Annotated in this window: 10 protein-coding genes, 1 tRNA gene and 1 pseudogene; 4 read left to right on the forward strand and 8 right to left on the reverse strand. The window is 44.5% G+C overall.

Features of this window, described 5'->3' with window-relative positions; all coding sequences use genetic code 11:
- Window positions 1-56: 56 nt before the first annotated feature.
- Window positions 57-3,299, reverse strand: a complete 3,243-nt coding sequence (locus MKX30_RS12835) for a hypothetical protein (RefSeq protein WP_341062875.1) — start codon at window positions 3,297-3,299, stop codon at window positions 57-59.
- Between the two features lie 297 nt (window positions 3,300-3,596).
- Between MKX30_RS12835 and MKX30_RS12840 the strand changes: the two genes are divergently transcribed.
- Window positions 3,597-4,181: a helix-turn-helix domain-containing protein gene (locus MKX30_RS12840; protein WP_007429779.1), complete on the forward strand. Its 585-nt coding sequence runs from the start codon at window positions 3,597-3,599 to the stop codon at window positions 4,179-4,181.
- Window positions 4,182-4,387: 206 nt separating this feature from the next.
- Here MKX30_RS12840 and MKX30_RS12845 read toward each other — a convergent pair whose 3' ends face one another.
- The 4 genes and pseudogenes from MKX30_RS12845 to MKX30_RS12860 form a co-directional block, all read right to left on the reverse strand.
- Complete coding sequence (locus MKX30_RS12845; protein WP_053325142.1) at window positions 4,388-6,085, reverse strand: ribulokinase; 1,698 nt, start codon at window positions 6,083-6,085, stop codon at window positions 4,388-4,390.
- A 112-nt stretch (window positions 6,086-6,197) separates the two neighbouring features.
- A pseudogene (locus tag MKX30_RS12850) lies at window positions 6,198-6,378 on the reverse strand (class II aldolase/adducin family protein); the annotation flags it as partial.
- Between the two features lie 338 nt (window positions 6,379-6,716).
- On the reverse strand, window positions 6,717-7,823 hold the full coding sequence (locus tag MKX30_RS12855) for a GntR family transcriptional regulator (protein WP_053325140.1): 1,107 nt from the start codon (window positions 7,821-7,823) through the stop codon (window positions 6,717-6,719).
- A gap of 197 nt (window positions 7,824-8,020) precedes the next feature.
- Window positions 8,021-9,172, reverse strand: a complete 1,152-nt coding sequence (locus MKX30_RS12860; RefSeq protein WP_341062876.1) for a sn-glycerol-1-phosphate dehydrogenase — start codon at window positions 9,170-9,172, stop codon at window positions 8,021-8,023.
- Window positions 9,173-9,340: 168 nt separating this feature from the next.
- Between MKX30_RS12860 and MKX30_RS12865 the strand changes: the two genes are divergently transcribed.
- Window positions 9,341-9,544 (forward strand): hypothetical protein, encoded by a 204-nt coding sequence (locus MKX30_RS12865; RefSeq protein WP_023987976.1) that lies wholly within the window; start codon window positions 9,341-9,343, stop codon window positions 9,542-9,544.
- 113 nt (window positions 9,545-9,657) lie between these two features.
- Here the strand turns inward: MKX30_RS12865 and fabV are convergent, their stop codons facing one another.
- Together fabV and MKX30_RS12875 are read right to left on the reverse strand one after the other, a co-directional pair.
- Window positions 9,658-10,839, reverse strand: a complete 1,182-nt coding sequence (fabV, locus tag MKX30_RS12870) for an enoyl-ACP reductase FabV (protein ID WP_341062877.1) — start codon at window positions 10,837-10,839, stop codon at window positions 9,658-9,660.
- 168 nt (window positions 10,840-11,007) lie between these two features.
- Window positions 11,008-11,364, reverse strand: coding sequence for a winged helix-turn-helix transcriptional regulator (locus MKX30_RS12875; RefSeq protein WP_023987974.1), 357 nt, complete (start codon window positions 11,362-11,364; stop codon window positions 11,008-11,010).
- A gap of 197 nt (window positions 11,365-11,561) precedes the next feature.
- Here MKX30_RS12875 and MKX30_RS12880 point away from each other — a divergent pair, with 197 nt between their 5' ends.
- Window positions 11,562-12,092: an NAD(P)H-dependent oxidoreductase gene (locus MKX30_RS12880; RefSeq protein WP_341063006.1), complete on the forward strand. Its 531-nt coding sequence runs from the start codon at window positions 11,562-11,564 to the stop codon at window positions 12,090-12,092.
- 93 nt (window positions 12,093-12,185) lie between these two features.
- Here MKX30_RS12880 and MKX30_RS12885 read toward each other — a convergent pair.
- Window positions 12,186-12,269: transfer RNA gene (locus MKX30_RS12885), tRNA-Leu, on the reverse strand.
- A gap of 377 nt (window positions 12,270-12,646) precedes the next feature.
- On the opposite strand from MKX30_RS12885, the gene MKX30_RS12890 reads away from it, so the two are divergent.
- Window positions 12,647-13,081 carry an N-acetyltransferase gene (locus MKX30_RS12890; RefSeq protein ID WP_341062878.1) on the forward strand — a complete coding sequence of 145 codons (435 nt, stop codon included), beginning with the start codon at window positions 12,647-12,649 and terminating at the stop codon, window positions 13,079-13,081.
- Window position 13,082 lies beyond the last annotated feature (1 nt).

A 13,082-nucleotide genomic window follows, 5' to 3' on the forward strand; every position in this document is an offset into this window, starting at 1 on the left:
AATAATGCCTGTACATCTAACTATCTGTTATGTTTTTTCGAAGCAAAGACATCCTTTTAATCTGTAAAAGGAAATACCTTCTTCGTCCGTCTAATGACGTTTCCGTTTAAGTCATAATCCAGTTGAATTTGATCACCGGTGAACAAAATAACTTTATTCAGTCGGTTCCCTTTTCCATATTCATATGAAGTATCCTTACCAAGCGCCATATGTGCTGCCTTAATTACGGTTTGTAATGCGCCGCTATTGGTTTCTGTCAACTTCACATAAATCGTTTGGCCTGCCTTCATCTCATACTCTAAGACCGTGTAATCCCAACCATATATTTGTGCTTGCTCTGTTGAAGAGACAAGCTGGTTACTAAAATCAGGGTCCGTAAACAAGCTTACAATGGGTTGCTGCGCAGCAAAGTTGGATTTCTCCTTCACCGCAAAACGGTAAATCCCGTCTTCTTTGGGTGTAAAACGATATTTTCCTTGCTGACCTGCCGTAAAGTCAGCTTCTTTATCTATGAGCTCAATTAGCTCGTCCAGCTTGCTGTCATCGTTATTTTTTACAGCAAACACACGATAAGGCGCTCCAAAGTTAACAGCAGGAGCAGCTGCAGCTACGGCAAGATGAATATTTGCATTAGCTGGCACTTCCTGTTGATTATCTATCGCCTCTTTATGTTCACGAATCACTTTTCCAGCCTGATCCGTAACGGTATATTGATACGTTCCACCAGCCGCCTTCGCATTCGTCACGATAGGGGCCTCCTGACTTCCGCGATTGATCCATATCTCCTGCTTGCCGCCAGACAAAGACGTTTTTAACAACGCCGGTTCTGTGCTTGGCTCCGCTTTAATTTCATTCTTGAAATGAAAGGTCACGGCTTGCGGCGAAGTGACAGTCACAACGAGCGTACCTCCGGCTCCAAGTGAGATTTCAGGTAGAGAAGCATCCATACCTGCTCTATCCACCTTGGAATTTACACCGCTACCTTCTTCATATATGGCATAGTCGTAGAGGCGGCTTTCGTTTGAAGCATCTGTCGTTAATGAGGAAGCCTGTGAACCAGTATTATGGAATACATAGCTTTCTCCCTGCTTGACAGTGACTTGATTGCCTGTCGGCACCTGAGCATCCTCAACGTCGAATATTCCTAACACAGCTCCATAAGTCACTGGCACATCCGAAACCGTCGTTACAATGGCATATCCACCAGCCTGTACCAACGGCAATTGAGTCGTATCACTGGCCTGACTGTACACCGTACCGTCTGCCTTGTAATTCATGTAATTCCACTTCATACCGCTGACTGAAATGACATCCAGAGCCTTGTCCAAAGTGCTTACATTGATAAATTTCCGGCTTTCACCGCGTTTCAATGTAATTCGATGGAAGGCTGCCTGTGCGTTAAGCATAGCCTCTACCTTACTGCTGTAACTAAAGGTGATTGGCCGATCGGATACATTGGTGACAATGGCTTCACCGCCTGCAACAATCTCTGGGTCCACTGTATTGTTGAAATGATCTGATGTCAGTAAACGAAGCCCTCGATAGCTTGCCGAATCAAAGCGTGCACTTCCACTACTTTTGTCATGCCGCAATGAATTCGATTTGCTATCATGATTGCGGAAAATATACGAATCCCCTGGCTCCAGCGTCGTTTGCCCGATACCATTATCATCTTCGCTGGCCTTAAAGCTCCGATAGATACCACCAAACGTGATTGGCGTGTCACTGGTTACCGTCACACTGGCCTTTTTACCTGCACCAACCAAAAAGGTTGAGTTCCCGGTATTGCGCCTGGATTGCTCTGTACCATCTGCTTTGTACAGAACCACATCATATTTTCCTTTAACGGTACTGGCAGTGCTGTGCAGATTCCTCAAATGATCACTAATATTGGTAAAAGCATAACTTTCACCTTTCGAAAGTGTTACCCGCAAGAAAGCAGGATAGCTACTCGTTTCCCAGGAAAAATCATCTGTATAGTCAAAGATAATAGGACTCGGACCGATCACAGTCACAATGGCATATCCCGAAGGCGGGATCATGGGACCAGACTGGCTGTTAAAACCAGAGGAATTTACCGTTCCATCCGGCTTGTAAATAGCATAGTCGAACAAGCTTCCTACCTTTTTGGAGTTATTGTAGATCGGATTCATTAGCGTACCATTATTGTGGAAAATGTAGCTCTTGCCCACCTCAAGCTCCACACGGCTGATTGCATCACCACCCACAGGACGAGCAATAAAATTGCGATATGGAGCCCCGTATGTAACCGGATTGGCAGTGACCTGGGTAATTACCGCGTATCTGTCCACAGCAATCTGCGGCTTCGCCGTAGTGCCACTGCCGCGTGAAGCCTCTGTTCCGTTTGCCAGATAAACAACATAGTCAAGTTTATCTTTAGATGTACCGTCACTTTCCACCGTATCCAATCGGGTTCCCACATTGATAAATTGGTAGCTTTCCCCCTGATTTAGGGTAACCCGTGCATAAGCCGGCTCGCCGGTGCTTTCTATACTGTATTTGCCGTATGGAAATCCGAAGGTCACCGCATTGGCAGTGGAACCTGTAATAATCAGTTCCTCGCCATCACCCAAAGAGGGATGAGCAATGCTATTGAGATCAGATGCGGATAAAGTTCCGTCTGCCTTGTATTTTGCGTAATCAAAACGGCGATTGTCCGCATTTGACCCATCATGCTGAATCGAACGGGCAGTCCATCCTTCATTCACAATCCGATAGCTTTCATTTTTAGAGACCGTAACTCGCTCTAGTGCCGGGTCCTCCGATGTACTGTAGGTGAAGACGTCCGTTACTTTTACGGTTAATGCTGCTGTTCCTGTATTCGTAATAAACGCTGTGCCTCCCCCAGGAACACCAATGGGGCTAATGCCATAGTCCATATGGACAGTGCTGATGTCTCCGTCCTCTTTGTAACTTACACTATCGTACAAAATGCCTTTTGATTGAGAAGCGTTGCTATATATGGACTTACTGATCGTATCTGTATTCTCGAATTCATAGGTTTCCCCAGGTTCGATAACGATTGACGTATACTCCACCGTTGCCGCCAAGCTCATCATGAGTGCATTATAAACGCTGTTTGTTACAGAAGTTGGCGGATCAAAAGAAACTGTTTCATTAGTGATCTCCTGTTCCTTCTGTACCAAATCTGCTTGGTCCAGTTGCATTCCGTCCTTTAAATCTTGTTTTTCCGCTCCTGCCACACTAGGCAAGCACAGCAAAGTGTTCGTTGCCAAAAGTGCCGTCAGAAACCATACCATTACCTTTTTACAAATCATCTAACTGTATAACCTCCCTTTCTCTCGTCAAAAAAATTGCATGTTGGGCTGCAAAAACCCACTTTTCTCTCTGTACATCCTTACAATCGTAAGAGAAGAACATATTACCTCCATTTCCATTAATAATGTCACATTTTAATATATCGACACCTTAAACTTCCATTTTTATAGGCCAAATGGACCTTATTTTCCATAAACCGGTTAAGCCCATGGGATTAAAAGAAAATCAGGAGAGGAGTCACTTGCAAACCCCCCTTCGGGTATAGTAGTATGTGGTTAAAAAAAATCGGAGGGTATATGCCTAAACAACAAGATAAACATTCCATTCAGGCGTGGTCTCTGATCAATCGCAAATATTTGGGAAAAGGTGTGCGTGTCAAACGTTTTCGTAAACCAACACGCTGTCAAGTGCGCAATCGCGTTTTGCTTGCCGTTTTGATGGCTAATGACATTAAACTGTCCCAACTTGCCGAGGAGCTTTCCATTTCCTCCCGTAGTGTCAGTGCGTGGGTATATGAAGGTCGCATTCCCGGCAACACTAATCTGGAAAAGACGTGTAATACACTTGGTTATCCGCACCATATTCTATTTAATGAAGAGGTTGTCCGGCGTTCACCACTCATCTGTCAACCAGCGCCGTCCCGTTTTATGAAACGGACTGTGACTCGTTCTCCGGTTAAAAATCGGATCTTGGCGGGTCTATGCATGGTACATGATATTTCGGTGACCGATGTGAGTCATTGGATTGGTGTTCACCCCGGTACATTTCGGAAATGGTTGCATCAGGGTACCGTTCCTTCGCAAACCTTCCAGGATCAGGCGGAACAGTTTTTCCGTATTCCAAAATCCATTTTGTTTGCTGATGCCATGCTGAAAAAGTAAAAATGTCCGTAAAAGAGAAATAGTTGTAATTTTCATGAAAGTCTTTGAAAGGAACGCATTACCATCTTTCATCCGCTGAGACTTTCACATCATGTAATTCACAGAATATAAAAATGCAAAAAAGCACAGTCTGCCGATTCCTCGGCGCACTGTGCTTTTTAGATAACAGACCTTTAAATACTTCTTGCTTATATTTTGTCAGCTTTTTAAGAATGAATGCTTGCCGTTTCAGTTGAACGTTTGGCTTCTTCCTTGATGGACTTTAGCTTTTTCATCATCGGATTGCCTCCACGTCCAAAGTAGTCGTGAAGACGGCTGTATTCCTCGTACAGCTTATCATACACGGCCGCGTTCTCAGGGATCGGCTTGAAGCTCTCGTCCCGTACACGCGCCATATGACGCGCTGCTACGACGATATCGTCGTACCCTCCAGCTTCAGCTCCCGCAGCCACTGCTGCGAACATGGCTGCACCCAACGCAGGAGTTTGGGTAGAAGCAGCGACCTTAATTTCCCGTCCGGTTACGTCAGCATAAATTTGCATCAAAAGACGATTTTTCTGCGGCAATCCACCGCACGTATACAATACGTCTACTGGCACGCCGTTATGATGGAATGCATCGATAATTTTACGTGTTCCGAACGCAGTTGCTTCCAGCAATGTACGATACACTTCCTCTGGCTTCGTCAGCAACGTATATCCGACAATCAGCCCCGTCAGGTTGGTGTCAACCAACAAAGAACGGTTACCGTTCCACCAGTCGAGTGCCAGCAATCCGGTTTCGCCCGGTTTATATTCAGCCGCTTTACGCTCCAGCCATACATGGACGTTCACACCTTCCGCAGCTGCCTGCTCCTTCACTTCGCCCGGAACAGCATGTTCCACAAACCATGCGAAAATGTCTCCTACCGCCGATTGTCCAGCCTCATACCCGTAATAGCCCGGAATAATTCCGTTCTCTACAACGCCACACATACCTTCTACTTCTTTTTCTTCCTCACCGAGGAGCATATGGCAAATGGAAGTTCCCATCGCCATCACCAGCTTGCCTGGTGTGACGACGCCTACTGCCGGAACAGCCGCATGAGCATCCACATTGCCTACCGCTACTGCCGTTCCCGGGTTCAGTCCGAGTTTTGCAGCCATCTCCTCTGTTAATCCACCCGCACGGGCACCCAATTCATAAATCTCACCGCGCAGCTTCGTATCCGTCAAATTATCTAGACGCGGATCGAGCGCTCTGAAAAATTCACGATCCGGATAACCATCGCGATGATGGTAAATAGACTTGTAGCCAGCTGTACACTGATTACGTTTCAGTTCCCCGCTGAGCTGGGAAATTACCCAGTCGGTCGCTTCTACAAAGCGGTCTGTTTGATTATAAATGTCCGGTGCCTCGTTCAGAATTTGCCAAATTTTTGCGATCATCCATTCGGAAGAAATTTTCCCTCCATAGCGGGGCAGAAAGGCCTCTCCTCGCTGCGAGGCAATGGCATTTAAACGGTCCGCTTCATCCTGTGCTGCATGATGCTTCCACAGTTTCACCCAACTATGCGGGTTATCTTTTAGGTTCTCGTCAAAGCACAACGGTTGTCCTTGCGCGTCGATCGGCAGCATCGTGCATGCTGTAAAATCAATTCCGATCCCGATGATATCGTCTGGAGAAATGCCAGTCTCCTTCATAACGGCAGGTATAGAAATAGTCAGCACTTCAATATAATCAGCCGGATGTTCCAGCGCCCAATCCATATCCAACTTGCGTCTGCTACCAGGCAATACTTCATCAATAACTCCATGACGGTAAAGTGTTACATGTGTAGCAATTTCAGCTCCGTCAGACAGGTCAACAATGACCGCACGGCCAGACTCCGTTCCATAATCGACACCAATTGTATACTTGCTCATTTGTGTGCCTCCTCCTTTATCGTTGACCATCATAAGCGTTCGCCCCATGCTTGCGCAGAAAATGCTTACCCAGCAGCGCCAGATCCACTAAGGTGAATTCTGGATTCCGAACGAAAGAACGGTATAGTGCCAGATGATGTGTAGGCGTATCTGACGAAGGCCGAAGGTCAACCTCGACAATATCGCCTTGTAGAATCAGTACAACCAGTTGCTCCGCTTTCAGTTCTTCATAGGCCACTCCTTGGAAGAGCCAAATTGGCCTCCCATACTTCCTTTTTCAATTGTTCTAATATGTATAAAACACACCTTTTACTATCATTTCTGAAATCTGCAATGGAGGAGGTGACTGAAACTAACTTCAAATGGAAAATTACAGGAAGGTCTTAACGACCCTTTATCCTTGGTTCCGCTTTCATTATATGCTTGTACGTACAACTTAGCTAGTCTTTTTTATGTATTTTCTCGATAGATTTATGTACTCATTTTCAGAAAAAACATAGCAAAAACAGTCTATTTCTGCAATCCAGAAAACAGACTGTTCGGTATGGCGAAAAACATGCCCATCAAATATTAAGCGTTGAAGCTGTACACTTACTAACTTGTCCTTACATGTTAAGACTGATCTCCCTGCCTAGTTTTCTCCAGGCATTACCTGAACAGGCCCCGTAGATTCACGAACGATGAGCTCAGGCGGTAGAATTAACTGACGATCTTCTTCATGGTACCCCTTCTCTTCAATCATCGACAGCATGGTATCGGCAGCACGTAACCCCAATTCTTCCTTTGGATGTCGAATTGTCGTTAGCTTGATTTCCGTTGCTGTCGCCAAAAATGAATCATCAAACCCAACCAGCGATAGATCATTGGGAATGTTCAGGCCCGCCGAACGTACAATATCCAGGAGTCGAACAGCCAACTCATCATTATAGGTCACCCATCCAGTAGGACGCTCTCCCGCCTCCATCGCCAGCAGCCTCGACGCACGTTGTAGCGGAATCTCATTTTTTTCTTCTGTCCGGTAAGTCGTTACTGCGTTCGGGTGTAATGTCACTCCATATTTGCGGTGAGCAGCCACAAATCCTTTCATACGAAGAATTCCTTGCATATCATCGGTTTTGAAAAATCCGGCCAAGCGTCGGTGTCCCAGCTTAATCAGATGCTCGGCCGCCAAAAAACCACCCTTTTCATCATCTACTCGCAGACATGGCGCATCCATTTCCTCATAACGCGCATTGATCATCAAATAAGGGATTTGGCGATTTTCCACGGTTAAATAATAGTTCAGATTGGGGTTACGCTCTCCACTTTTGGTCGGTTCAATAATAATTCCGCTCAGCGGTTGACTTAACAGCATTTCTAGGCACTGACTTTCTTGCTCAGGGTCATTACCTGTGCTTGACAGCAGCATCTTGTATCCCTGGCGACTCAATTTGGATTCAATTCCCTGTACAATGGATGGGAAAATATAATCCGATATATAGGTTGTAACGACTCCAATCGTCTTTGGATCTTCGGGCTGCTTGCTGTCCCGTGTCGCGACAAAGGTTCCCTTGCCCTGCATCCGAAACAGCCAGCCTTCCTGCACCAGCTCACCCAGCGCCTGACGCACCGTTTGCCGACTAACGGCAAATTGTTCAGACATTTCATGCTCAGATGGAAGCTGGCTTTGTGGTTCCAGTTTAGATGAATGAATCCAGGACAAAATTTCTTGTTTAACTTGTATATATTTGGGCGCCATAATTTCCTCCGTACTTGCAATATCGTGTACCTGTTCATATTCCACGATTATAGCATACCGTTCATTTGTACATACAAATGTTACAGGAACAGGATATCGTCGTATTGCTGCCGGAGGTGTAAACCCATTCGCTTATCCCTTCCTTGCCACACATAACTGGCCGAATATCTAAGGACAATTTGTGTAGATGTTACACATTACGAACGAAGCAATTGATGTTCATTCATATACTTGAGTCCAGTATAGCGATCACGCAAGGTATGGGCCGTGCGCAATGCACGCGCAAGCTGTTCCTCCGTAACCCCCAGCTCGGCAATGGTAGATGGGCCTCCGACCTGAGCCAGCCATGCACGCATCTGCTCCGACGTAGGCAAAGCCCGATACACCTTAAAAGCCTCTACATCCTGACTGGCTGCTAAATCCCTGTACAGGTCAGACAGCAATGCGGATGCTACGCCTACTTTGGCACCATGCAAAACTTGCTTGCGTCCCTCTGCAATAAAATCCATTTCAATTCGGTGGGAAATATGGTGCTCTCCCCCTGACGCTGGACGGGAATGATCTATCATCAGCATCGAAATACCAGATGCAATCAGCGCATTCATCAATACCTCGACACCAGCCTTGCTGCCTGCCGCAATCTCGTCGACATGCTCTACACAGTCACGCAGAGCCTCCTCAGTAATGCGATTAGCCACAGGTGAATATGGCTCGTTTCCCAAATCTCTGGAAACATGCCAGTCCGCTAGTGAGGTGAACTTACCGAGCATATCGCCAAAACCGGCCGCAGTCATCGTCTGTGGCGCATTTGCCAGCACGGACAAATCAGCAAAGATCGCCTCTGGCGGAACTGCTTGGAATGTCTGCTTGCTGCCGTCCACAATTAGTGGTGCGCCTGCGGAGGTAAAACCATCCACCGAAGCAGCCGTCGGAACTGACAAGAACGGACGATTCATTTTATAACATACGAAGCGAACCAGATCATGAATCGTGCCGGAGCCTACAGCAAGTACAGCCTGACTATTATCCGCCACACCCAGCAGCACTTTCATAATGTAGGTTTCATCAGCAATCACATCCCCTACAGCATTCGGAGGTAAGCGGACTACATCAACTGTCAAACCTGCCTCACGAATCAGCTCAGCTACTTTTTTTCCAGCCGCCGCCGAAGTATGCTCATCTTCTACCAGAGTTACATGACGATAATCCTGTTGGTTCAGATAAGGAACAACAGACTCCAGTGCTCCATCCCGTACCTCAATAAACAATTCAACCTTTCGGTGAGGATGATCAGCGTTACTAGCCTGCGCCTCTTCGTTCCACAGCTTGATCTGCTCATTCATATTCATTTCATCAGCCTCCTGAAAAAGGAATAATTTGCACAAGAATGATCCATAATGATTAATAGATTCCGTTTGAAAACGATTACTATTTAATTGTACGCACAAGTGTGTGTCCAAGTCCAGCGAAAAAGTACAAGTTACTTTTTAATTTATATATTCGAAAGGAACATGTTTATGAAATTTGGAACGGATATTGCCTGTGCACTTGGGTTACTGGCAGGTACAACGTTTGGCAGTGGTATTGCTTTTTTGTTCGGCTGGCAAGCTTATCGGGCACTGACTTCTGTTGCAGTCTTTGGCGTTGCGGGGATTGTCATTACCATTGCCGTTTTTCGCTTGCTGCACCGTAAGTCACTTTCCACGTCTAATTCTCGATAAATGCTGTTAGTGAAACGAGTGCAACTTGTTTTTTTGCCAATATACATAAAAAACGGGTCTCTTAAGCAATTGCATCGCTTGAGAGTACCCGTTTTTGTTTTACAAATATTCACTTATAAAGTTGTATCAACCTCTGGATTAACATCTAATTCATAATCAATTTCATCAAACCCGAATCCAAATAATTGAAGGAAATCCAGACGGTATTGTTCGAGATCGCCTAATTCAGATACATTTTCTGTAGTGATTTCGGACCAAGCTGCTTTGACAGCCTGCTGCACATCGTCTCTCATTTCCCAGTTATCCAGACGGATGCGTCCTTCTTCATCCGTTTCCACAGTGGACCCACTGTATAGCGTCTCGAACAGACGTTGTGCCTGCTCAATACATCCCTCGTGCAGTCCCTTTTCCTTCATGACCTTAAACAGCAAAGAAATATACAAAGGTACGACTGGAATAGCCGAACTGGATTGTGTAACCAAAGCTTTATTCACAGAAACGTAAGCTTTTCCATGATAACGCTCCAATTGCCTTGTTAAAGTATGTGCTGTAGCTTCCAAATCATTTTTAGCTTGGCCAATGGTTCCTTTACGATAGATAGCCTCCGTAATTTCGGGACCAATATACGAGTAAGCCAGTGTGGTTACCCCTTCAGCCAGCAGATCAGCTTCTTCCAACGCTTTCAGCCACAAGGACCAATCTTCGCCACCCATTACCGTAATGGTGTTCTCAATTTCCTCCTGCGTAGCCGGTTCTAGCGTAATTTCTGATACGACACCTGTATTCGTATTCACTGTTTTATTAGAAAAAGACTGTCCGATAGGCTTGAGAACGGAATTAAAGGTCTCACCCGTATCGGGATGTGTCCGTCGCGGTGAAGCGACACTATACACAATCAGGTCTACCTTGCCCAGCTTTTCCTTTACCAGCTTCAACGTCTCCTGCTTAATTTCATGAGAAAAAGCATCTCCATTAATGCTTTCTGCTATGTAGCCAGCTGCTCTGGCCGCTCTTTCAAAGGCTACCGTATTGTACCAGCCTGCTGAAGCCGTGCGCCCCTCTGATGCGGGACGTTCATAGGATACCCCTATGGTGTCCGCTCCCAGACCGAAGCTCGCAGCAATACGAGAAGCCAGCCCATATCCAGTAGATGCTCCGATCACAAGTACCTTTTTAGCTCCTTGTATTGATGTGCTATCTTTGATGTAGTTGATCTGACGGTTAACATGAGCCGCGCATCCTGCAGGATGTGCAGTCGTACATATGAAACCACGAATTTTCGGTTTAATAATCATTGCAAGGGTCCCCCTACTTTAGCATTCATTTAATATGGATGTAATGGTTGTCCAGTCATAACTATATAGCAAATCAGCTTGCGGCTCAACATATAACCTAGCACTTGAAGGCAGCCGAAGAAAACCGTCGTAAACATCATAGTCTACAACGCTTTTTTACTCCACTATTCATTTTGAATCATTTTCTAACAACATCACATCTTCTCCTTGCTGTTGTCTTATTTGGATATTAGCCCTTCCCCAAGAACACATTAAGTCAATAATTTCATTTGCTGTAATTCCATATTCCGTTATATAATACTCCACTTTTGGAGGCATTTGATTATACACATGTCTACCTATGATACCATCCTTTTCAAGTTCGCGAAGTTGCTGTATAAGAACCTTTTGAGAAATGCCCGGAATACTACGCTGTAATTCACTTGTCCTTTTTCTACCAGACATTAATAAACAAATGATTAATGATTTCCATTTACCTCCGATGATCTCAAGTGTTGCTTCTATGCCTAAATTATATTGTTTCATAGTACCACCTCTTCAACGCTAAAAATAACAAAGTTTATCTAATTAATTTTATAATTGCGTATCTTCACTCTAAGTCCAATGCACACTTTCAAGTAACTATCTTACTTTATTGTGTGTATTTACTTTTTTTGAAGCATACAGAATAATAATAGAGCATCTACAAAGGCAAATATGTTACGTAAGAAAGGTGATTTATGATGAAAACTCTTGTGATTTTAGCTCATCCCAATATCGAAGATTCTAGAGTAAATAACAGATGGAAACGAGAATTACTTCAATATACCAATGAAATTACAATTCACGAAATTTATAAAGAGTACCCAAACTGGAGCATTGATGTTTTGAAAGAGCAAAAGTTACTTGAAGCACATAGTAATATCATATTTCAATTCCCTTTATATTGGTATAGTTACCCGCCTTTATTAAAAAAATGGATGGATGATGTTTTTACTCATGGATGGGCTTATGGTTCACAAGGTGATAAGTTAAAAGGAAAGAAGCTAGGGATAGCCATGTCCATTGGCGATAAAAAAGAAAATTACTCACCTACTGGTTCCGTTTCTTTTACTGTAGATGAAGTTATAGCACCTTTTAAAGCAAGCGCAGTGCATGTTGGCGCGATAACATTACCCTATTTCGCTGTCTTCGGAGCCTCGTTTCAAGCAAGCGACGAAGACATTAATCAGAGTGCAAAGGACTATATTAAATATATATTTCAGTATAAATAAAATAGTTATAATGGTACACGCATCTTAACCATATAAAAACAGGCTCTTGGTGGCATCCAGCCAATCCAAGAACCTGTAAATGTTAGGCTATGATGCGGTCGAGAGGACTCGAACCTCCACGGGGGTTAGCCCACACGGACCTGAACCGTGCGCGTCTGCCAATTCCGCCACGACCGCATATTATGTACTCACACCGATGTTTTTCAGTCACCGTAATTAAGATTATATCTTCCATAGAACATAAAATCAAGCCATTTTTATTTTGTATTTTCTATGAATCATTTCCGCAAATATAAGAAAATCACTGGATATCACAATCCATATATGGTAAAATGGGTCCATCAGGAAAGGAGGTGCGTCAACATCAATAATCGCATGTTGAGCGTATCCCTTACCCGGTCCGTTATTCTCTAATTTACAGAGTTGACGGAGGCGCGGGATACGGATCAAAGCTTTAATTAAGCGCCACGGGTAGAAAGACCGTCCTCGGACGGTCTTTTTTATTTCAACATCATCTATAAGATTACATACTGCACTGTGAAAGAGGAGATACGATGTCGATTAGACCCGCAAATGTGGAAGAGCTCAACGAGTTGACAGCCATCTGGCTGGATGCTTCCATAGAAGCCCATCATTTTATTGCTCCGCAGTATTGGGCATCACAAGTTACCGAGATGGAAAACAGGTACCTTCCCCTCGCTCAAAACTACGTTATCATACAAGATGATCATAGCATTGGCGGCTTTGTTTCCATGTTGGATGGATACTTGGCGGCTCTGTTTATACGTGTTGGTTCTCAAAGAAAAGGCTATGGCAAGTTACTACTAGATTGGGTGAAGAAGCAACATAATGAGATTCAATTAAAGGTATACCAGTCGAACACGAAAGCATTTAGCTTCTATACTAAAAATGGATTTACCATTCAAGCGGAATCTGTTGATGCCGAAACTGACGAGAAAGAATTTGTGATGGCATGGACAAAACATTAAC

The sequence above is a fragment of the Paenibacillus sp. FSL P2-0173 genome (assembly GCF_038008045.1).
Lineage (GTDB): Bacteria > Bacillota > Bacilli > Paenibacillales > Paenibacillaceae > Paenibacillus > Paenibacillus polymyxa_B.

Bases quoted from the DNA above. Each gene is read 5' to 3' on its own strand.
- MKX30_RS12845 (WP_053325142.1), bottom strand. From the start codon at position 6,085: ATGAGCAAGTATACAATTGGTGTCGATTATGGAACGGAGTCTGGCCGT.
- MKX30_RS12840 (WP_007429779.1), top strand. From the start codon at position 3,597: ATGCCTAAACAACAAGATAAACATTCCATTCAGGCGTGGTCTCTGATC.
- MKX30_RS12880 (WP_341063006.1), top strand. From the start codon at position 11,562: ATGAAAACTCTTGTGATTTTAGCTCATCCCAATATCGAAGATTCTAGA.
- MKX30_RS12890 (WP_341062878.1), top strand. From the start codon at position 12,647: ATGTCGATTAGACCCGCAAATGTGGAAGAGCTCAACGAGTTGACAGCC.
- MKX30_RS12865 (WP_023987976.1), top strand. From the start codon at position 9,341: ATGAAATTTGGAACGGATATTGCCTGTGCACTTGGGTTACTGGCAGGT.
- MKX30_RS12875 (WP_023987974.1), bottom strand. From the start codon at position 11,364: ATGAAACAATATAATTTAGGCATAGAAGCAACACTTGAGATCATCGGA.
- MKX30_RS12860 (WP_341062876.1), bottom strand. From the start codon at position 9,172: ATGAATATGAATGAGCAGATCAAGCTGTGGAACGAAGAGGCGCAGGCT.
- MKX30_RS12855 (WP_053325140.1), bottom strand. From the start codon at position 7,823: ATGGCGCCCAAATATATACAAGTTAAACAAGAAATTTTGTCCTGGATT.
- fabV (WP_341062877.1), bottom strand. From the start codon at position 10,839: ATGATTATTAAACCGAAAATTCGTGGTTTCATATGTACGACTGCACAT.
- MKX30_RS12835 (WP_341062875.1), bottom strand. From the start codon at position 3,299: ATGATTTGTAAAAAGGTAATGGTATGGTTTCTGACGGCACTTTTGGCA.